Source organism: Bradyrhizobium sp. A5 (assembly GCF_042076515.1).
GTDB lineage: Bacteria > Pseudomonadota > Alphaproteobacteria > Rhizobiales > Xanthobacteraceae > Bradyrhizobium > Bradyrhizobium cosmicum.
This window is the reverse complement of the sequence record NZ_CP148990.1, coordinates 6,167,381-6,187,811: the sequence shown is the minus strand read 5'-3', so window position 1 is coordinate 6,187,811 and position 20,431 is coordinate 6,167,381. Positions and strand designations below refer to the sequence as shown.

At 64.0% G+C, this 20,431-nt stretch carries 20 protein-coding genes; 14 read left to right on the top strand and 6 right to left on the bottom strand.

The window, feature by feature from the left end; genetic code table 11:
* Window position 1 precedes the first annotated feature (1 nt).
* Window positions 2-541, bottom strand: a complete 540-nt coding sequence (locus WHZ77_RS29420) for a TetR-like C-terminal domain-containing protein (protein WP_375314839.1) — start codon at window positions 539-541, stop codon at window positions 2-4.
* On the opposite strand from WHZ77_RS29420, the gene WHZ77_RS29415 reads away from it, so the two are divergent.
* The 3 genes from WHZ77_RS29415 (at window position 449) to WHZ77_RS29405 (ending at window position 1,925) form a co-directional block, all read left to right on the top strand.
* A complete protein-coding gene (locus WHZ77_RS29415; RefSeq protein WP_375311150.1) occupies window positions 449-1,144 on the top strand; it encodes a PspA/IM30 family protein in 696 nt (231 codons plus the stop codon). The genes WHZ77_RS29420 and WHZ77_RS29415 overlap by 93 nt on opposite strands.
* A 40-nt stretch (window positions 1,145-1,184) precedes the next feature.
* Complete coding sequence (locus WHZ77_RS29410) at window positions 1,185-1,460, top strand: YiaA/YiaB family inner membrane protein (protein WP_014491840.1); 276 nt, start codon at window positions 1,185-1,187, stop codon at window positions 1,458-1,460.
* A 258-nt stretch (window positions 1,461-1,718) separates the two neighbouring features.
* Window positions 1,719-1,925 carry a hypothetical protein gene (locus WHZ77_RS29405; RefSeq protein WP_151644445.1) on the top strand — a complete coding sequence of 69 codons (207 nt, stop codon included), beginning with the start codon at window positions 1,719-1,721 and terminating at the stop codon, window positions 1,923-1,925.
* Window positions 1,926-1,979: 54 nt separating this feature from the next.
* On the opposite strand, the gene WHZ77_RS29400 is transcribed toward WHZ77_RS29405, so the two are convergent.
* Entirely contained in the window at window positions 1,980-2,825 is an 846-nt protein-coding gene (locus WHZ77_RS29400; protein ID WP_375314838.1) for an SDR family NAD(P)-dependent oxidoreductase, read from the bottom strand.
* Window positions 2,826-3,009: 184 nt separating this feature from the next.
* On the opposite strand from WHZ77_RS29400, the gene WHZ77_RS29395 reads away from it, so the two are divergent.
* The 5 genes from WHZ77_RS29395 to WHZ77_RS29375 all read left to right on the top strand — a co-directional run bounded on the left by WHZ77_RS29395 (window position 3,010) and on the right by WHZ77_RS29375 (window position 9,311).
* On the top strand, window positions 3,010-4,506 hold the full coding sequence (locus tag WHZ77_RS29395) for an aldehyde dehydrogenase family protein (RefSeq protein WP_162005982.1): 1,497 nt from the start codon (window positions 3,010-3,012) through the stop codon (window positions 4,504-4,506).
* Window positions 4,507-4,714: 208 nt separating this feature from the next.
* Window positions 4,715-5,578 (top strand): outer membrane protein, encoded by an 864-nt coding sequence (locus WHZ77_RS29390; RefSeq protein WP_375311149.1) that lies wholly within the window; start codon window positions 4,715-4,717, stop codon window positions 5,576-5,578.
* A gap of 157 nt (window positions 5,579-5,735) precedes the next feature.
* Entirely contained in the window at window positions 5,736-6,863 is a 1,128-nt protein-coding gene (locus WHZ77_RS29385; protein WP_375311148.1) for an alkene reductase, read from the top strand.
* 176 nt (window positions 6,864-7,039) lie between these two features.
* Complete coding sequence (locus WHZ77_RS29380) at window positions 7,040-7,543, top strand: GFA family protein (protein ID WP_375311147.1); 504 nt, start codon at window positions 7,040-7,042, stop codon at window positions 7,541-7,543.
* A 106-nt stretch (window positions 7,544-7,649) separates the two neighbouring features.
* Window positions 7,650-9,311 (top strand): thiamine pyrophosphate-binding protein, encoded by a 1,662-nt coding sequence (locus WHZ77_RS29375; RefSeq protein WP_375311146.1) that lies wholly within the window; start codon window positions 7,650-7,652, stop codon window positions 9,309-9,311.
* A gap of 154 nt (window positions 9,312-9,465) precedes the next feature.
* Here WHZ77_RS29375 and WHZ77_RS29370 read toward each other — a convergent pair whose 3' ends face one another.
* A complete protein-coding gene (locus tag WHZ77_RS29370) occupies window positions 9,466-10,845 on the bottom strand; it encodes an LLM class flavin-dependent oxidoreductase (protein ID WP_375311145.1) in 1,380 nt (459 codons plus the stop codon).
* A gap of 261 nt (window positions 10,846-11,106) precedes the next feature.
* Here WHZ77_RS29370 and WHZ77_RS29365 point away from each other — a divergent pair, with 261 nt between their 5' ends.
* The 6 genes from WHZ77_RS29365 to WHZ77_RS29340 all read left to right on the top strand — a co-directional run bounded on the left by WHZ77_RS29365 (window position 11,107) and on the right by WHZ77_RS29340 (window position 16,841).
* Window positions 11,107-12,492: a M20 family metallopeptidase gene (locus tag WHZ77_RS29365; RefSeq protein ID WP_375311144.1), complete on the top strand. Its 1,386-nt coding sequence runs from the start codon at window positions 11,107-11,109 to the stop codon at window positions 12,490-12,492.
* A gap of 87 nt (window positions 12,493-12,579) precedes the next feature.
* A complete protein-coding gene (locus WHZ77_RS29360) occupies window positions 12,580-13,491 on the top strand; it encodes an amino acid ABC transporter substrate-binding protein (protein ID WP_375311143.1) in 912 nt (303 codons plus the stop codon).
* Between the two features lie 116 nt (window positions 13,492-13,607).
* Window positions 13,608-14,339 carry an amino acid ABC transporter permease gene (locus WHZ77_RS29355; RefSeq protein WP_375311142.1) on the top strand — a complete coding sequence of 244 codons (732 nt, stop codon included), beginning with the start codon at window positions 13,608-13,610 and terminating at the stop codon, window positions 14,337-14,339.
* A 4-nt stretch (window positions 14,340-14,343) separates the two neighbouring features.
* Window positions 14,344-15,036, top strand: a complete 693-nt coding sequence (locus WHZ77_RS29350; protein ID WP_375311141.1) for an amino acid ABC transporter permease — start codon at window positions 14,344-14,346, stop codon at window positions 15,034-15,036.
* A 12-nt stretch (window positions 15,037-15,048) separates the two neighbouring features.
* Window positions 15,049-15,780, top strand: a complete 732-nt coding sequence (locus WHZ77_RS29345; protein WP_375311140.1) for an amino acid ABC transporter ATP-binding protein — start codon at window positions 15,049-15,051, stop codon at window positions 15,778-15,780.
* Between the two features lie 200 nt (window positions 15,781-15,980).
* Complete coding sequence (locus WHZ77_RS29340; RefSeq protein WP_375311139.1) at window positions 15,981-16,841, top strand: D-amino-acid transaminase; 861 nt, start codon at window positions 15,981-15,983, stop codon at window positions 16,839-16,841.
* A 122-nt stretch (window positions 16,842-16,963) separates the two neighbouring features.
* On the opposite strand, the gene WHZ77_RS29335 is transcribed toward WHZ77_RS29340, so the two are convergent.
* The 3 genes from WHZ77_RS29335 to WHZ77_RS29325 all read right to left on the bottom strand — a co-directional run bounded on the left by WHZ77_RS29335 (window position 16,964) and on the right by WHZ77_RS29325 (window position 20,300).
* Window positions 16,964-17,425: a carboxymuconolactone decarboxylase family protein gene (locus tag WHZ77_RS29335; RefSeq protein WP_375311138.1), complete on the bottom strand. Its 462-nt coding sequence runs from the start codon at window positions 17,423-17,425 to the stop codon at window positions 16,964-16,966.
* Between the two features lie 29 nt (window positions 17,426-17,454).
* Entirely contained in the window at window positions 17,455-19,071 is a 1,617-nt protein-coding gene (locus tag WHZ77_RS29330; protein WP_375311137.1) for an MDR family MFS transporter, read from the bottom strand.
* Between the two features lie 116 nt (window positions 19,072-19,187).
* Window positions 19,188-20,300, bottom strand: coding sequence for an HlyD family secretion protein (locus WHZ77_RS29325; RefSeq protein ID WP_375314837.1), 1,113 nt, complete (start codon window positions 20,298-20,300; stop codon window positions 19,188-19,190).
* Window positions 20,301-20,431 lie beyond the last annotated feature (131 nt).

Here is a 20,431-nt window from a genome sequence, read left to right as displayed (position 1 = left end):
GCTAGCTCGGTTGTGCGATCAATCCGTCGATCATCGCGCGCACGAGGACGGCGATTTCCTTCCGCAGCGCGGGCAGCGGAACGGCGACCAGCTTCTGCTCCAGGCCGAGCGCCACCATGCCATGCACCGCCGAGAACAGGCTGCGTGCGGTGATGCCGATCTCCTCCGGGCTGCGCTGTCGAAACAGCGCGGCCAGCGGCTGGTAGATATGGCGGAACAGCCGCATCTGGTCGTCGACGGACCAATCGGGCACGGTTTTGTCAGTCGCCATGCGGTGCTCGAACAGCGCGCGCCAGAGCTGGAGATTTTCCGCGGCGAAATCGCAATAAGCAATCGCGATCCGGACCAGGGTCTGTTGCGGCGACGGTTCGCCCGCGCTTTCCGCTAAAAAAAAAAAGATTGCTGCTACAAACCATCCGTGAGCAACGCTCATAACAGGGAGCACGAGATGTTCAAGACCGTCATGACACTTTTCCGCGGCAGCGTCGCCGCCGCCGGCGAGGAGCTGGAGGACCGCACGGCTCTTCTGATCCTCGACCAGCAGCTGCGCGACGCGGCCGCCGCCGTCGAACGCAGCAAGCGGACGCTGGCGCTGGCGATTGCGCAGGACCAGCAGGAAGGCCGCAAGCTCGAGGCGACCATCGCCCGCATCGCCGATCTCGAGACCCGCGCGGTTGCGGCGCTTGATGGCGGCCGCGAGGATCTCGCCCGGGACGCGGCCGAGGCCATCGCAGGCCTGGAGGCCGACCGCGATGCGGCAATGACGGCGCGCGCGCTGTTCGCGACCGAGATCGCCCGCCTGAAGCGGCATGTCGCAAACGCTCAAGCCCGCATCACCGAGCTCGACCGCGGCCGCCGCGTCGCCCGTGCCTCGGAAGCGGTGCGCTCGCTTCGCCGCAGCGGCATCGAGGCCGCACGTCCTTACGAATCCACGCTGCCCGAGGCGGAGAGCACCTTGAGGCGCCTGCGCGACCGCCAGATGGAAGCCCAGGCCGCGGACGATGCGCTGATCGAACTCGACGCGGCCACCGGCCCGCTCGCCACCGCCGAGAGATTGGCCGAGCAGGGCTTCGGCCCCCGGCTCAAGACGACCGCGGACGACGTGCTGGCGCGGTTGAAGTCCAAGCGCATGCCGACTGCCTGATCTCAAACCCCATCATCAGTCAAACCAACAGGAGACCATCATGAACCAGAACGGACAGCCCCACAGCAGCGCCTGGGTGACCTTCACCTACGCGTCTTTCGCCGCCTCCGCTTTCCTCGTCGCCATCGGGATTTTCTTCCTGCCGATCGACCTCTGGATGAAGGGTTATCTCACCATGGGGATCGTCATGCTGATCCAGACCTGCATCACCTTGACCAAGACGGTCCGCGACAACCACGAGAGCAGCCGGCTGGTGAACCGTATCGAGGATGCCAAGGCCGAGCGTCTGTTGATGGAAGTCTCCAAGGCGGCTTGAGACGGCGGCTTGATCAAGCGGCTGGCGCGAACGCGTCGGAGAACGAAGCCATGCACCATACAGGGCGGCGGATGCTGCTACATCCGTCGCCCTCATGACAGTTCCTGGGAACTGCAAAAAGGCCCGCATGCCGCCGAGACGTTTCCCGATATACGTCGAGGCCAGCCATGGGATTGTCGAGGTCCGGGCGGCCGTTTCGGATTGTGATTTCGACGCAGGTGCGATAAGGCTCGCCCGCATTCATTGCGGAGATGAGCCTTGTCCAAACAATCCCTGCGAGAGGAGGCCGAGCGCCTGATCCGCGAATCGATGGAAAAGAAGACCATCGTCGTCAAGCAGGGCGATACCCGCATCGAAGCGGTGTGCGGCAAGTGCGGCGCGCCGAACCGGGTGCAGGCCCCCAAGGGCCAGACCCGCGTCAAGTTCGCCTGCAAGCAATGCGGTCAGCAGCAGGAAACGTTGTAGGTTTCTCCACCCGTGCCCGCAAGAACGGGGCAAGGGAGTGAGAGCGTTGCAAGCCTACTCCCCCTCCACAAATCGCTTGAACGCATCTGCATAATCCGGATGCCAGCGCGATAGCGGCGGACGGTTCTCGACGATATCGCCGGCGGCCCAGAGCATGCGCTTCTCGTCGAGCGCGCGCGGCACGTCGTTGTCCGGACACAGGATGTAGAAGTCGCCGGTTTCCAGCCGCGCCAGCATGAAATCCACGGTCTGCTCCGGCGTCCAGGCGCCGGCCGGCTTCTCGGTGCGGCCCTTCGCGGTCAGCCCGGTGAAGACGAAGCCGGGAATCAGCAGATGCGCGCTGATGCGGCAGTCTTTCGTGCTTCGCAACTCGTGCTGGAGGGCTTCCGTAAACGCCTTCACGCCGGCCTTGGAGACGTTGTAGGCGGGATCGCCGGGCGGCGTAGTAATGCCCTGCTTCGAGCCGGTGTTGATGATGAGGCCGGCCTTGCCGCGTGCGATCATGCCCGGCGCGAAAATGCGCGAGCCGTTGATGATGCCCCACATGTTGACGCCGATGATGCGCTGCCAATTGTCGGGTTCGGCGAATAACGTGCTGCCGGGCTGGATGCCGGCATTGTTCATGAGAATATCGGTGCCGCCGAAATGCGCGCCGACCGCGCGTTCCAGTTCCTTGACGCTCTCCGCTTTGCTGACGTCGACCGCGACGGTCATCACGTGTGTGGCAGACGCGAGGGATGACAGTTTTGTTGCGGCCTCCGCCAGACGCGCCTCATCGACATCGGCGATGCACACCTTCAAGCCGGCACGCGCGAAGGCAAGGGCGGCGGCCAATCCGATTCCGGATGCGCCGCCGGTGATCACGGCAACATTGTCTTTGACGATGGCGGGATGCGGCATGGATCGTCTCCGGGAGAAGGGTTTTGGTCGAATTATAACATGGCGTTCGTGCGATCCTGCACAAGTCGACATGGGAGGTCTTCGTTCCGTGCCGCCTTTACGCCTCTCTGGCGCGGCTGTATTCTTTGACCCAACGATCCCGCCCAGATCGAACACAATCAATCACCTGACAGGGAGTGCAGCCATGGCTGTGTCGCAGGCTATTCCGATCACGCGCCATCCGTTCGCCAACGGGTCCTACAAGCAGATGCTGATCGACGGGAAGTGGGTCGATGCCGCTTCCGGCAAGCGCTTCGAGACCCACAACCCCGCGACCGGTGAATTGCTCGCAACCGTCGCCGAGGGCGACAAGGAGGACATCGACCGTGCGGTTGCCGCCGCTCGCCGCGCCTTTGAGGGACCATGGAGCAAGGTCAAGCCGTTCGAGCGGCAGAACCTGCTCTTGAAGCTCGCCGATCTCGTCGAGAAAAATTTCGACGAATTGTCGCAGCTCGACACGCTCGACATGGGCGCGCCGCTCAGCCGCACCCGCGCCTATCGCCTGCGCGCCGTCGGCATGCTGCGCTATTATGCCGGCCAGACCACCGCGATCCACGGCGAGACCATCGAGAATTCGCTGCCGGGCGAGATCTTCTCCTACACGCTGAAGGAGCCGATCGGCGTCGTTGGCGCCATCATTCCCTGGAACGGCCCGCTCACCGCGACGATCTGGAAGATCGGTCCGGCGATTGCGACCGGCTGCACCGTGGTGCTCAAGCCGGCCGAAGAGGCGCCGCTGACCTCGCTGCGCATCGCAGAGCTCGCGATGGAGGCGGGCGTGCCGCCCGGCGTCATCAACGTGGTGCCGGGCTACGGCGAGACCGCGGGCGCGGCGCTCGCCTCGCATCACGACGTCGACAAGGTCGCGTTCACCGGCTCGCATGTTACGGGCCAGTCGATCATCCGCGCCTCGGCCGGTAACCTCAAGCGCGTCTCGCTCGAGCTCGGCGGCAAGTCGCCGGACATCGTGTTCGCGGATGCCGACCTCGATGCCGCCGTGCCGGGCGCCGCGATGGCGGTGTTCGCCAATTCCGGGCAGATCTGCAGCGCCGGTACGCGCCTGTTCGTCGAGCAGTCGATCTACGAAGAATTCGTCGGTCGTGTCGCCGAGTTCGGCAAGAAGCTGCAGGTCGGCAACGGCCTCGATCCCAACGTGCAGATCGGCCCGCTGGTCTCCGAGCAGCAGCTCGAACGGGTCACGAGCTATCTCGACATCGGCCAGAAGGAAGGCGCCCGCGCGCTCGCCGGCGGCGGTCGTGTCACCGAGGGTGCGCTGTCAAAGGGCTTCTTCGTCTCGCCGACGGTGTTTGCGGGCGTCCAGGACAACATGCGCATCGCGCAGGAAGAGATTTTTGGTCCGGTCATCTCCGCGATCGCCTTCAAGGACATGGACGAGCTGGTCAAGCGCGCCAACAACACCACCTTCGGCCTCGGATCCGGCCTGTGGACGCGCGACGTCAGCAAGGCGCATGCGGTTGCAAAATCGCTGCGTGCCGGCTCGGTGTGGGTGAATTGCTACCAGGCGATGGACCCGGCCGTGCCGTTCGGCGGCTACAAGATGAGCGGTTACGGCCGCGAATCCGGCAAGCAGCACGTCGAGGAATATCTCAACGTGAAGGCCGTCTGGATCAAGACGGCGTAAGGCGTTTCTGCTGTCGCGTCCGGGTTTCAGTGGCTGATCTTGCTTGCAGCGACAGAGACTGCTTGCAACGACCTGAAATTGTTGCCCGGATGCTACACGCGTTTTTGAAACGACCTCTTGCCTGCGATCTCGCAAGGATTGTTATCCCATTTCGAAGGTTGGCCCGTTACTGCTGGTCAACGTCATGTTCGGCTTTGGGATATCGAGAATGCTCCGTTTCGCTTCGATCGTGTTTGTCGCTTTGGGTGTCGCCTCGGCGCAGCCCGCGGCCGCAGCCGATATCGCCGCACGTGCGCCGCTTTACAAGGCGCCGCAATTGCCTGTCGCCTACAACTGGTCGGGCTTTTACGCCGGCGTGAATGTCGGATATGGCTGGAGCGACGATGCGATCAAGCTCGCGCCGCACGATCCGGTTTTCACGGCGGGCGTGCTCGACGTGGCCCTCGCCGGCGGCCTTGTCCCGCCGTCACTGGCAATAAATCCGCGCGGTGTGCTGGGCGGCGTGCAGGCTGGCTACAATGTGCAGACCGGCTCCCTGGTGTGGGGCGTGGAAGCCGATATCGCGGCTGCCGGCATCAAGGGCAGCTCGACGGTTACGCGAAGCTTGCCGGTCTTCCCGACCCTCACGACCACGCAGGAGCAGAAGGTCGACTGGCTTGGGACCGTGCGCGGCCGGATCGGTGTCACCGTCACGCCCGACTGGATGCTTTATGCGACCGGCGGTCTTGCCTATGGGCACGTCAAGGCGTCGACGTCGATCGTGGATCCCACGCTTGCGGCCGGCACGCCCTGTCTCAACTTGATCTGCGGCGCAGGGACGGCCGAAAGCTGGCGCGTGGGCTGGGCGGTCGGCGGTGGCGGCGAGTACCGCTTTTCGTCGAACTGGAGCGTCAAGCTCGAATATCTCTATTATGATCTCGGCAGCGAGAAATACACTTTCTTCAATCCGCTGTTCCCGTTCACTCCGGGCCCCGCGCGCGGCTTCGACGCAACCGCGGATTTCACCGGCCACATCGCCCGGGTCGGCCTGAACTACAAGTTCGGCTCGGGCCCGGTCGTCGCGAAATACTGATCCCGCCGTTCCGGACGGACAGCAAGCCCCGGGCCCGGCCCGGGGCTTTTTGCTTCTGCCGCATCTTTCGGCTGGCCTGCCATCCACCCAAGCGGCTTCCGGGCCGCCACCCTTTCTCATATGATCCCCGTCCTCTCATCGATCATCCGGGGATCACATGAAATTCGAGGCGTTGTTCAAACCGTTGCAGGTCGGTCCGTACAAGCTCGCGCACCGCGTCGCGCTGGCGCCGCTGACGCGCATGCGCGCCGAACGCGAGAGCTTTTCGCCGCGGCCGCTCAATGCCGAATATTACGGCCAGCGCGCGACAAAGGGCGGCCTGCTCATCGCCGAAGCTTCGCCGGTGGTCTCGCACGGCCGCGGCAATCCGGCGACGCCGGGCATCTATTCGGAGGCGCAGATCGCCGGCTGGCGCAAGGTGACGGATGCCGTGCACGCCAAGGGCGGCATCATCTTCCTCCAGCTCTGGCATGTCGGCCGCGTCTCGCATTCGTCCTATCATGGCGGCCAGCTGCCGGTGTCGGCCTCGGCGATTGCGATCAAGGCCGAAGGCATGAAGGCGATGACCGCCGACGGCAAGATCGCCGATTACGAGACGCCGCGCGCGCTGGAGACCGATGAGGTCAAGGGCGTCGTCGAGGCCTTCAGGCAGGGCGCGAAGAACGCGCTCGCCGCCGGCTTCGACGGTGTCGAGATCCACGGCGCCAATGGCTATCTGCTCGAGCAGTTCCTGCAGTCGCGCAGCAATCAGCGCACCGATCAATATGGTGGTTCGATCGAGAATCGCGCGCGGTTGTTGCTGGAGGTCACGCAGGCCGCGATCGACGTCTGGGGTGCCAATCGCGTCGGTGTGCGCCTGTCGCCGCACGGCATTGCCAATGATTCCGGCGAGCCCGATCCGATGCCGCTCTACACCCATGTGGTCAAGGCGCTCGACAAGCTCGGTCTCGCCTATCTCCATTTCATCGAGCCGCGCTCCAGCGGCGCCGGCCGTGCCGACGTCCACTGGGATAATGTGCCCTCCGCAATGGTGCTGTTTCGCCCGCTCTACAGCGGCGTGCTGATGACGGCCGGCGGTTTCGTCGGCGAGACCGCGAATGCCGCGATCGCCGACGGCCACGCCGACATCATCGCCTTCGGTCGTATCTTCATCTCCAACCCCGATTTGCCGCGGCGGCTGGAGCACGACTATCCGATTACGCCCTACAATCGTGCGACGTTCTACGGCGGCGAGGAAAAGGGGTATACGGATTATCCCGTGTATGACGAACTGACGCCGGCGTAGGCGCTCTCTTGTCATTCCGGGGCGCGACGAAGTCGCGAGCCCGGAATCCATCGGGCTGTACCTATTGAGGTAAAATGGATTCCGGGCTCGATGCTTCGCATCGCCCCGGAATGACGAGCTTGATTTGTTGCGCGACCGCATCACAAACTCCGCCCGCAACGACGGAGATACCTATCATGGCCAAAGCCGCAGCCGCCGCAGGTATTGCCACCGGCCAATGCCTCTGCGGCAAGGTCACCTTCGAGATCGATGTTCCCGCGCGCTGGGCCTGGCATGATCACTCGGCCGCCAGCCGCCGCGCCCATGGCGCGGCTTACGCGACCTATGTCGGCAGTTGGAAGAAGCGCTTTCGCATTACATCCGGCAAGACCGCGCTGACCCGCTATCAGGACAAGTCCACCATGACCGCGCGCAGTTTCTGCTCGTATTGCGGCACGCCGATTGCCTATGAGCGCCCGCGCGGCCCGCACATGGTCAACATCCCGCGCGCACTCTTTAACGAGCGGACCGGGCGCCAGCCGCTCTATCACATCGCGATCGAAGAGCTGCAGGAATGGGCCTATACCGGCGAGCCGCTGGTGCCGCTGAAAGGCTTTCCCGGCGTGGTCTGGCAGCGTTCGAAAAAGAAGAAGCGGGTGGGCGGTGAGGATCCGTTCGAACTGGGGCGGGAAGAGATGTAGCTCGCGCCCACGCAACGCAGCCATGACGGCGCTTCCTTGCGCGCCTCCCGCAACTTCGGCCATCATGTGATCCGTCCTTGCGGCAACGTCCGCTCCTGGAGGAAACATGAAGAACAAGATTACCGGCCGCTCCGCCTTTCTCGCGCTGCTCAAGGACGAGGGCATCACGCATCTGTTTGGCAATCCCGGCACCACCGAATTGCCGATCATGCATGCGCTGAAGGATCATCCTGATCTCACCTATGTGATGGCGATGCAGGAGAGCTTGGTGGTCGCGATCGCCGACGGCTACAGCCGCGCCTCGGGAAAGCTGGTCGCCTGCAACGTCCATGTCGCCCCTGGCCTCGGCAACGCGATGGGCTCGCTCTACAATGCCCAGTTCACGGGTACGCCGATGATCCTGACCGCCGGCCAGCAGGAGCAGGGCCACGGCCTGATGGAGCCGGTGCTGTACGGCCCCTTGGTGCGCATGGCCGAGCCGCTGGTGAAATGGGCGGTCGAGGTGACGCGGCTGGAGGATTTGCCGCGCATCGTGCGCCGCGCCGCCAAGGTCGCGATGACGCCGCTGACCGGGCCGGTGTTCATCTCGCTGCCCGGTGACATCCTCAACAGCGAGGCCGGAATCGATCTCGGCCGCTCCACCCGCATCGACGCCCGTGCCAAGCCATCCGATGAGGCGTTGAAGGCTTTGGCCGCGCGCCTGCTCAAGGCCGAACGCCCCGTGATCGTCACCATGGACGAGGTGGTCAAGAGCGATGCGCTGAAGGAGGCCGCCGAACTCGCCGAGCTGTTTGGCGCGGCGGCCTACCAATCCTCGACGCCCTATGGCTCGCATTTCCTTTCCGAAAGCCCGAGCTTCGTCGGCACGCTCGCGCGCGTGCAGAAGGTCGCGCGCGATACGCTTGCGCCTTACGATCTGTTGATTGCACTTGGCGGCGACCCCCTGCGAATGTCGGTTTATAGCGAGGTCGATGCGCTGCCTGACGGCCTCGGCATCGTTCAGATCGGCCTCGTCGATTGGGAAATCGCCAAGAACTACGGCGCCGAGATCGCGCTGAAGGCGGATTTGAAGGAAACGCTGCGCGCGCTGATCCCGGTGCTGAAGGAGATGGGCGGCGCGACGCTGGCGAGCCGCGCCAGGCAGCGCCTCGCCGAGCTCGCTCCGCAGAACTGGACCGCGCGACGCACCGCGCTGATCGAGCAGATCGGCAAGAGCGCTGGCCGCAGCCCCATCGATCCCGACTATCTGGTGCTGCAAATGGTCGAGGCGATGCCTGACAACGCCATCCTGGTCGACGAAGGCCTGACCTCGAGCCGTCAGATCACGGCGCTGCGTCCGCATCGCGACCGCTACGGCTATCACGGCCTCGCCTCCGGCGGCATCGGATGGGGACTGCCGGCCTCGGTCGGCGCCAGCATTGCCAATCCGGATCGTCCAGTCGTGTGCTTCTCCGGCGATGGCAGCGCGATGTATTCGATCCAGTCGCTGTGGACCGCGGCGCATCACAAGCTGCCGCTCAACGTCGTCATCGCCAACAATGGCGGCTACCGCATCATCAAGCAGCGCCTGCTCGCCTTCCATGGCGATGATAACTACGTCGGCATGGATTTCGTCGATCCGCCGGTGGATTTCGCCGGCGTCGCCAAGGCGCTCGGCTGCGAGGCGATCAAGGTGAGCGATCCCCGCGAGCTGAAGGCGACGCTGGCTGCGGCGTTCAATCGGCCGGGGACGAAGCTGATCGAGGTGATGGTGGACGGGAAGGTGTAGCTCCGCTGTCGTCCCGGCGAACGCCGGGACCCATACCGCGTGATCTATCGATTGCGGATGGTGGTAGACCCGAACGACCAGCCTCCGTCAAACTGCTCCCTGGGGTTATGGATCCCGGCGTTCGCCGGGACGACACCGAAGGTGTGGCGCGCTCCTACCCCTTCTTCCCCACCCGATACCCTGCCGCCGGATGTGGCGCGTCCAGCCGCGCGCGGCCGTCGCCGAACAGCTTCTCCCGCAACGTGCCTTTTGCATATTCCGGCTTGTAGCGCCCGCGCTTCGTCAGCTCCGGTACCAGCATGTCGGCAATGTCCTCAAAATCGCCGGGCGAGATCGCGAACGCGACGTTGAGGCCGTCCACGTCGGTCTTCTCGAACCAGTCTTCGATCTTGTCGGCGACGCTTTCGGGCGTGCCGACCACGACGGGGCCGGCGCCGCCGATGCCGACATGTTCGATGACGTCGCGCACGGTCCAGACGCGGTCGGGGTCGCCACGGGTGACGTTGTCGAGTGCGCTGCGGCCGGCATCGTTCTGGACGTGACGGACCTGCTGGTCGAGCTCGTAGCCGGAGAAGTCGATGCCGGTCCATCCCGACATCAGGGCGAGCGCGCCTTCCGGGCTGATATGCGACCGGTAATCGGCATACTTTGCCGCCGCTTCGGCTTCGGTGTTGCCGAGGATGATCGTCATCATGTTGAACATCAGGATTTCCGCCGGGTTGCGGCCGATCGCGGCTGCTTCCTGGCGGATCGCGGAGACGCGCGGCCCGATGATCTTGGCCGACGGTCCCGACATGAACACGCATTCGGCGTGCTTGGCCGCGAACTGCCGGCCGCGCGGCGAGGTGCCGGCCTGGTACAGCACGGGCGTGCGCTGCGGCGACGGCTCGCTGAGATGAATGGTGTTGTTGATGCGATAGTTCGCGCTTTCATGATTGACGCGATGAACTTTGCTGGGATCGGTGAAGATGCCGCGCGCCCGGTCGCGCAGCACCGCATCGTCCTCCCAGCTTCCTTCCCAGAGCTTGTAGACGACCTCCATGTATTCGTCGGCGATGTCGTAGCGGTCGTCATGCCCGGCCTGCTTGTCCTTGCCGGCGCCGCGCGCGGCGCTGTCGAGATAGCCGGTGACGACGTTCCAGCCGATCCGTCCCTCGGTGAGATGATCGAGCGTCGACATCCGCCGCGCGAACGGGTAGGGCGGCTCGAACGAGAGATTGCTGGTGACGCCGAAGCCGAGATCCTGCGTCACCGCCGCCATCGCCGAGAGCAGCAGCAGCGGGTCGTTCGATGGCGACTGCGCTGCATTGCGCAGGGCTGCGTCAGGGCTGTTGCCATAGACGTCGTAGACGCCGAGCACGTCGGCCAGGAACAGCCCGTCGAAGCGGCCGCGCTCCAGCGTTTTGGCAAGGTCGATCCAGTAGGGCAGGCGGTTATAATTGGCGGTGCGGTCGCGCGGATGGGTCCACAGGCCCGGTGACTGGTGCGCGACGCAATTCATCGCAAAGGCGTTGAGCCTGATCTGCTTGGCCATAGGTCCCCCGGCACGCTGTACTGAGCGCCTTTCGAGTGATAGATGTGCGCCCCAACTTGGCGAAGTTCTTGCATATGGCTTGCGCTTGGCAAGGCCAAAATCAGCAGCACTGCTGCCCATGGCAAGCCAATCTCAAGCGAGCAAGAACGAAATCCCAAGAGAAGTACAAGAGAACTACAAGAACAATCCAGGTCCCCGCCACTTTCGAAGGCCCCCCTGTCTCGGGTAGGGTCCCTCGCCTCGAAGTCCGAAAAGCAAATCATGACCAGAGCCGACGCCATCTCCCGCGCCCGTGAGGATTTCAAATCCGGCGCGTTCCTCGCCGAACTCGACCGCCGCGTCGCTTATCGGACCGAGAGCCAGAATCCGTCGCGCGGCGCGGAGCTGCGCGGCTATTTGGAACAGGAGATGGTGCCCGCCTTCGCGGCGCTGGATTTTACCAGCCGCATCGTCGAATCTCCCAGCGGCAAGGCGCCATTCCTGTTCGCCGAGCATCACGAGAGTGAGACGGCGCCCACCGTGTTGATCTACGGCCATGGCGACGTCGTCGACGGCATGGAAGGCGAGTGGCGCGACGGCCGCGATCCCTGGCGCACCACAGTTGCGGGCACGCGGCTTTACGGCCGCGGCACTGCCGACAACAAGGGCCAGCACAGCATCAACATGGCCGCGCTCCGCGCGGTGCGCGACGCCCGCGGCGGCAAGCTCGGCTTCAACGCCAAGTTCATCGTCGAGATGGGCGAGGAGATCGGCTCGCCCGATCTCGGCAAGGTCTGCGATCTCAATCGCGATGCGCTCAAGGCCGACCTGTTCATGGCCTCCGACGGGCCGCGTCTGTCGGCCGACCGCCCGACTCTGTTCCTCGGTTGCCGCGGCGGCATCCGCATCCATCTCGACGTCAATCTGCGCGATGGCGGCCATCATTCCGGAAATTGGGGCGGCGTGCTCGCCAACCCCGCGACCATTCTGGTCAACGCCATTTCCACGCTGGTCGACGGTCATGGCCGGCTGCAACTCGATGCGCTGAAGCCGCCGCGGCTCACCAATCAGATCCGCAGCTATCTTGCCGACGTGCAGGTGGTGCCGACCGAGGACGAGCCGGCGCTCGCGGAGAACTGGGGCGAGGAAGGGCTGTCGGCCGCCGAGCGGCTCTATGCCTGGAACACGCTTGAAGTGCTGGCGATGTCGTCAGGCAATATCGACAAGCCCGCCAACGCCATTCCCGGTCACGCCAATGCCGTGCTGCAGCTGCGTTTCGTGGTCGGCACCAGGGTCGACGGCTTGGTCGATGCCGTCCGTGCGCATCTGGTCGAGAAGGGTTTTCCGATGGTCGAAGTGCGGGCCGCGCAGAGCTTTGCGGCTTCGCGCACCGATTTCGACAGCCCGTGGATCAAATGGGCGGCGGGCTCGGTGCAAGAGACCACCGGCAAGCCGCCGGCGGTGCTGCCGAATTTCGGCGGCTCGCTGCCCAACGACGTTTTCTCCGAAATCCTGGGCCTGCCGACGATCTGGGTCCCGCACTCCTATCCCGGCTGCTCCCAGCATGCGCCCAATGAGCACATCCTGCTGCCGTTGACCGAAGAGGCCTTGACGGTCATGGCCGGGCTGTTCTGGGATCTCGGGGAATTGCCCAAGCCACTGACCTGAGCCGTGACCCAGCCAAAAGTCACATTCTAATCCGGCCCGATCTGTGCTTGCATCCGGGCCGCATCATCCTGAAAGGGGACCAAAAAAGTGAAACATTTCCGTAGCATCGGCCTCGCGCTCGCCGCGACCTTCGCTGTCAGCCAGGCTGGGGCGCAGGAGCTGACCGGTACGCTGAAGAACATCAAGGACACCGGCGCCATCACGCTGGGCTTCCGCGACTCCTCGATCCCGTTCTCCTATCTCGACGACAACCAGAAGCCCATCGGGTTCGCGATGGACATCTGCTACAAGATCGTCGACGCCGTGAAGAAGGAGCTCAAGCTCGACAAGCTCGAGGTCAAGCTCAACCCCGTGACCTCGGCGACCCGTATCCCGCTGATGGCCAACGGCACCATCGACCTCGAATGCGGCTCGACCACCAACAATGCCGAGCGCCAGAAGCAGGTCGCCTTCACCAACACCCACTTCCTGACCGCCAGCCGCTACGTCTTCAAGAAGTCGAGCGGCCTCAAGTCGATCGACGACCTCAAGGGCAAGACGGTGGTCTCCACCGCCGGCACCACCAACATCAAGCAGCTCACCGAGGCCAACGTCGAGAAAAAGCTCGGCGCCAACATCATCCCGGCCAAGGATCACGCTGAATCCTTCCTGATGGTCGAGACCGATCGCGCGGTCGCCTTCGTGATGGACGACATCCTGCTCGCGAGCCTCGTGGCCGGCTCGAAGTCGCCGGACGACTACGTCATCTCCAAGGACGCGTTCTCGAAGCCCGAGCCCTACGGCATCATGCTGCGCAAGGACGACGCGCCGTTCAAGAAGGTGGTCGATGCCGCGACTGCAGCGCTCTACACCTCGGGCGAGGGCCAGAAGATTTACGACAAGTGGTTCACCCAGAAGATCCCGCCGAAGGGCCTCAACCTCAACAGCCCGATCTCGGCCGAGCTGAAGAACGAGTTCGCGAAGCCCACGGATTCGCCGAACCCGGACGACTATAAGTAAGATAGAGCCTCGATCCCTGGATCGAGATCATGTCCGGCCTCTCTTGACACCAGAGTGGCCGGACATTTGCATAGGCGCCCGGGTACCTATGATTGGCGCGTTCGCGCGGGGGACACGTGAACTACCACTGGAACTGGGGAATTTTCTTCGAGCCGAACCCGATGGGGACCGGCACCTATCTCGACATGCTGTTGTCGGGACTGGTGCTGACCCTGAAGACGGCGGTGCTCGCCTGGATCATCGCGCTGATCTTCGGCTCGCTGGTCGGCGTCATGCGCACGCTGCCGTCCAGGGGCGCCACCTGGTTCGGCTTCTGCTGGGTCGAGTTCTTCCGCAACATGCCGCTGCTGGTGCAGCTGTTCCTGTGGTTCTTCGTGCTGCCGGAATTGCTGCCGAAATCAGCCGGAACCTGGCTGAAGCAACTGCCGAACGCACCGTTCTGGACCGCCGCGATCGGTATCGGCTTCTTCATGTCGGCGCGCGTCGCCGTGCAATTGCAGGCCGGCATCGGCTCGTTGCCGCGCGGGCAGAAGATGGCCGCGACCGCGCTCGGCCTGACGACGATACAAGGCTATCGCTACGTTCTGCTGCCGATGGCGTTCCGCATCATTCTGCCGCCGCTGACCTCCGAGTTCCTCAACACCATCAAGAACACGGCAGTCGCGATCACCATCGGCCTGCTCGAGCTGACTGGACAGGCGCGCTCGATGCAGGAGTTCTCGTTCCAGGTGTTCGAGGCCTTCACCGCCGCCACCGTGCTCTATCTCCTCGTCAACGCAGTTGTGGTGACCGCGATGCGCTTCCTCGAGCGCTACGTCGCGATCCCCGGCTACATCACGGGGAAATAGCGCCATGTTCAGTAATCTCGATTTCGACGTCATCCGCCGCGCGCTGCCCTATCTGTTCTACGAGGGCATGACGTTCACCGTGACCCTGACGGCGCTCGCGGGCCTCGGCGGCCTGATCTTCGGTACGGCGATCGCGCTGATGCGGCTGTCCGGCTACAAGGTGCTCGGCCGCATCGCGGGCGTCTATGTCGACTTCATGCGCTCGCTGCCGCTGGTGCTGGTCATCTTCTGGTTCTACTTCCTGGTGCCCTATATCGGGCAGTGGGTGACCGGCGCGTCGCGCCCGATCAGCGTCGGCGCGTTCGCCTCCTCGCTCATCACCTTCATCCTGTTCGAGGCGGCGTACTTCTCCGAGATCATGCGCGCCGGCATCCAGTCGATCTCGCGCGGCCAGCCCGCCGCCGCCAACGCGCTCGGCCTGACCTACGCCCAGACCATGCGCTGCGTCGTGCTGCCGCAGGCGTTCCGCAACATGCTGCCGGTGCTGCTGACACAGACCATCGTGCTATTCCAGGATACTTCGCTGGTCTACGTGCTCTCGATCCCGGACTTCCTGGGCGCGGCGAGCAAGGTCGCGCAGCGCGACGGCCGTCTGGTCGAGATGTATCTGTTTGCAGCCGTCGTCTATTTCACCATTTCCTGTGTTGCGTCCTTTGGCGTGCGTCGCCTCCAGGCGCGCATCGCCATCATTCGATAGAGCGTGTCGGTCATGATCGAAATCAGCCACGTCAACAAATGGTATAGCCCGACCTTCCAGGTGCTGACCGACTGCACCACCAGCGTCACCAAGGGTGAGGTCGTCGTGGTCTGCGGCCCGTCGGGCTCGGGCAAGTCGACGCTGATCAAATGCGTCAACGCGCTGGAGCCGTTCCAGGAGGGCGACATCTCGGTCGACGGCACCAAGGTCAACGATCCCAAGACCGATTTGCCGAAGCTGCGCTCGCGCGTCGGCATGGTGTTCCAGCACTTCGAGCTGTTTCCGCATCTGAAGATCATCGAAAATCTCTGCCTTGCCCAGCAGAAGGTGTTGGGCCGTCCCTACGACAAGGCGGTGGCGAAGGGCATGCAATTGCTGGATCGCGTCGGCTTGAAGGAGCAGGCGCAGAAGTTTCCGGCGCAGCTCTCCGGCGGCCAGCAGCAGCGCGTCGCCATTGCACGCGCGCTCGCGATGGATCCGATCGTGATGCTGTTCGACGAGCCGACCTCCGCGCTCGACCCTGAAATGGTGAGCGAAGTGCTCGACGTCATGGTCGATCTCGCCCGCGAAGGTATGACCATGATGGTCGTGACCCACGAAATGGGCTTCGCCCGCAAGGTCGCCAACCGCGTCATCTTCATGGACCGTGGCGAGATCGTCGAGGATGCGGAGAAAGAGGATTTCTTCGGCAAGCCGCGCAGCGACCGTGCGCAGAAGTTCTTGTCGAAGATTCTGTCGCACTAACTTGCCCTGTCATTCCGAGACGCGCCCCTTGGCGCGGGCCCGGAATCCATAACCACCATCGGGAGTATGGATCCTCAGATACGCCATTGCGCATCATAGCTCGCGCTGCGCGCGCCCCGGGATGACGAAGAGTAGGGTTTATCGGGCCCCCCAAATCTCCTATACCGTGCCCAAATCCCTTCCCCGTCAGGAGACCTGCCTTGGACCCGATCGCTTACGTCAACGGCTCATTCGTCCCGCTCTCGGAGGCCAAAATCTCGGTTCTCGATCGTGGCTTCCTGTTCGCTGACGGGATCTACGAGGTCTCGGCCGTGCTCGACGGCAAGCTGATCGACAACGCCTCGCATCTGGCCCGGCTGGAACGTTCGGTCGGCGAGATCAAGCTGAAGTTGCCGGAGACGGTCGAGCGCATTACCGAGATCCAGAAAGAGCTGATCGCCCGCAACAAGGTGACAAGCGGCCTCGTCTATCTCCAGGTGACGCGCGGCGCCGACAAGGGGCGCGACTTCCCGTTCCCCAAGGCTGACGTCAAGTCGAGCCTCGTGATGTTCACCTCCGAGAAGGACATCATCAACGCGGCTTCGGCGAAGACCGGCATCAAGGTGATCACCGTGCCCGACATCCGCTGGGAGCGCCGCGACATCAAGAGCGTGGCGTTGCTGGCGCAGGTGCTGGCGAAGCAGGCCGCGGCCGAAGCCGGTGCCGGCGAAGCCTGGATGCTGCAGGATGGCTATGTGACCGAAGGCGGCTCGTCCACCGCGTTCATCCTGACCAAGGACGACGTCATCGTCACCCGCCAGAACTCCAACGCGATCCTGCCGGGCTGCACCCGCAAAGCCGTGATCGCGCTCGCCGAAGAGCGTCAGCTCCGCGTCGAGGAGCGTTCCTTCACGGTCGCCGAGGCACTCGCCGCCAAGGAAGCCTTCATCACCTCGGCCTCCTCCTTCGTGCAGCCGGTGATCGCACTCGACGGCAAGACGATCGGCGACGGCAAGCCCGGCCCGGTGGCGACGCGCCTCCGCGAGATCTATGTGGAGTTCGCCAAGGCGACGGCGGTTTAAGTCGCATAATAAGCTGTCGTAGGGTGGGCAAAGGCGCGCTTGCGCCGTGCCCACCATCTCTCAGAGATCGCGTAGGGAGCGGTGGGCACGCTTCGCTTTGCCCACCCTACGAGATTTTCCGCCTACGCCACCGACGCCTTCACCTTCACCGGATGAATCGCACGGAACGCGATCGCCAGCCTGTTCCAGGCGTTGATGGCCCCGATCAGCATGGTCAGGTTCACCGTCTCCGCATCGGAAAACTGCGCGCGCACCTGCTCGTAGACGTCGTCGGGCGCGTGCGTCGCGGAGATCAGCGTCACCGACTCGGTCCAAGCCAGCGCGGAGCGTTCGCGGTCGGTATAGAGCGGTGACTCGCGCCAGGCATTCAGGAGATAGATGCGCTGCTCGGTCTCGCCGCGCTTGCGGGCGTCTTCGGTGTGCATGTTGATGCAGAAGGCGCAGCCGTTGATCTGCGAGGCGCGGATCTTGACCAGCTCGATCAGCGATTTCTCGAGTCCAGTGGACTGGATCTGCTCTTCCAGGGCCATCAGCGCTTTCATGGTGTCGGGGGCGGCCTGGTAGAAGTTCATGCGGGGTTTCATGGTCGTTCTCCTTGCTTGCTGGGTTGACGTTAGTGGGCTCCACCGGCCGAGGTCTGGCCGGGCTTCTTCAGGAAGAGGACGGCGGCGAGCGCCACGATCAGGGCCGCGCCGAGCAGATAAAAGGTGTCGCTGAAGGCCAGGATGTAGGCCTGCTTCTGCACGATATGACCGATCGCGACGTAGGCGCGATGCGCGGCATCCGCACGGTCGAGGACGCCGTGATTGACGAAATACTGCGTGAGCTGCTCCAGTCGCGTGCGGGTGGCTTGCTCGAACACCGAGACCGACTGCGTCAGCACGTTGGAATGATATTGTTCGCGCTTGGTCAGCACGGTCTGGAGCAGCGCGATGCCGACGGCGCCGCCGAGATTGCGCATCATGTTGAACAGGCCGGACGCTGAGCCCGCGTTCTCCGCCTCGATGCCGGCCGTGGCCACCGCAGACAGCGGCGCCATCACCAGCGCCTGGCCGATCGCGCGGACAACGTTCGGCCACAGCAGCTGGTCGGCGGCGTAGTCGTTGGTCATATAGATGTTCATGAAATTGGAGGCCGCGAACAGCACGAAGCCGATGCCGATGATGATCCGCGCATCGAACCGCTGCATCAGGCGCGGCACCAGCGGGATCAGCACGAGTTGCGGCAAGCCGGTCCAGGCCAGCACCATGCCGATTTGCTCGGCGTTGTAGCCCTGGATGCGCGACAGATATTGCGGCAGGATGAACACCGAGCCGTAGAGCGCGACGCCGAGCAGGAAGTTCGCGAGCATGCCGAACCCGAAATTGCGGCGCACGAGCAGGCGCAGGTTCAGCAGCGGCTTCTTCACGGTGAGCTCGATGATCAGGAAGGCGGCCAGCGCCACGCCTGCGATGACGGACAGCTTGACGATGAAAGGTGAACCGAACCAGTCGTCCTTGTTGCCTTCCTCCAGCACGGTCTGGAGCGCCGACAGGCCGATCGCCATGGTGATGATGCCGGCCCAATCGCCCTCGCGGAGCAACGAAAGCTTCATCGGTTTGGCGTCGAGCGCATACCAGAGCATGCCGACCATGATCGCACCGGGCACGACGTTGACATAGAAGATGTACTGCCAGCCGAAATTCTCGGTGAGATAGCCGCCGATGGTCGGGCCGATCGCGGGCGCGAACGTCGCCGACAGCGCGAACAGCGCAAGGCCCACTGGCTGCTTGGCGCGCGGCAGCAGCGTGATGATCAACGTGAACGCCATCGGGATCAGAACGCCGCCGGTAAAGCCCTGGACGGCGCGCAGCACGATCATCTGCGGCAGGTCCTGCGCCAGCGCGCAGGCCGCGGAGAGAACCAGGAACAGGATTGCGTTCGTGAGCAAATAAATGCGGATCGAGAATACCTGCGCGAGCCACCCCGACAGCGGGATCACCACGATCTCGGCGATCAGGTAGGAGGTCGAGATCCAGCCGCCGTCGTCGATGCCGGCTCCGATCGCGCCCTGGATGTCGGCGAGTGAGGCGTTGACGATCTGGATGTTCAGAACCGCCATGAAGGCGCCGAGCGTGGCGCCGATGACCGCGATCCACGTTTTTGCTGAAACCACCGGCGCCGCGGCAGCGACGGGGGCGGGGATGTCGGTGGCGGAAGCGGCGTTGACGGTCGGTTGAAGCGTGCTCATGGAAGCCTCGTCTCGGGCATGGAGACAGGATGCATCAGGCGGATGGTTTCAAAATCGGAGAAGCGAAGGAGGGATCATCCGGCAGGACTCGATCATCCTGCTGGCCTCTCCCGGCTTCAGCCGCCGTTCGGGCGCATCGTGTTGTCGGCGAGGCGCTTGGCCGTCTCGCGCTCGGCCAGCACAGTCGCCTTGGTGTCGATGGTCGGGACCGCAGACATGCCGGGCCGCAGCAGACCAGTGAGACTGTGGTCGTCGAGCACGATCTTCACCGGCACGCGCTGCACGATCTTGGTGAAGTTGCCTGTGGCATTGTCGGGCGGCAGCAGTGCGAACTCAAGCCCGCTGGCCGGCGAGAGGCTGTCGACATGGCCGCGCAGCGTGCGATTGCGAAAACTATCGACGTGCAGCTCGACCGGCTGGCCCGGACGCACATGCGTCAGCTGCGTCTCCTTGAAGTTCGCGACCACATAGACCGCGTCGAGCGGTACCACCGCCATCAATTGCGTGCCGGCCTGCACGTACTGGCCGACGCGCAACGAGCGCGCGCCGACCGTGCCGTCGACCGGCGCGGTGACCTCGGTGTAGGACAGGTTCAGCGCGGCCTGCTGTGCGACCGCGCGGGCGTGGTCGAGCTGGGCTGTGGCTTGGGCGCGCTGGGTGGTGAGCACGTCGACCTTGCGTTGCGCGGCCACGAGGCCCGACTTTGCGTGCTGTAACTGCGCGCCGCTGGCCCGCAGCGCCGCGTCAGTCTGCTGCGCGCGCTGGATCGTGCCGGAGCCAGACTTCATCAAGTCGTCGTAACGGGCGCGCTCTTCCTGCGCGAACTTCAGATTGGCATCCGCGGCGGCGACGTCGGCCGTGCTCTGCGCGATAATCGGCTGTTGCAGTTCGAGCTGGGCATCGATGTTGCGCACTGAGGCTTCACCGGCAGCGACGTCGGCGCGGGCCTGGTCGAGCGCCGCCGTGAAGTCGCGGTCGTCGATCTTCGCCAGCGCCTGGCCGGCTCTGACTTTCTGGTTGTCGCCGACCAGCACTTTTGCGATGTAGCCGGAGACTCTTGGCGCGACGATCGTGGAATCCGCCTTCACATAGGCATCGTCGGTGGCTTCGAGATAGCGGCCGTGCCTGAGGTAGTCGTAGGCGTAGTCCGTGGCGATCGCGATGCCGAGTGCCAGAGCCAGCCCGATGGCGGCCCGCTTGATCGCCTGGCGGGACGGGCGCAGGCGGATTTTTTCATTGTTTTCAGTAACATAAGAAGTGTTCGACACGGCATCCTCCGGGGGCGCAACGTCCCGGTCTGAAGGGGCACGCTGTTGATGTCTGCAAGATGCGTTGTCCCGGCCGTTGTGATAATCCCGGA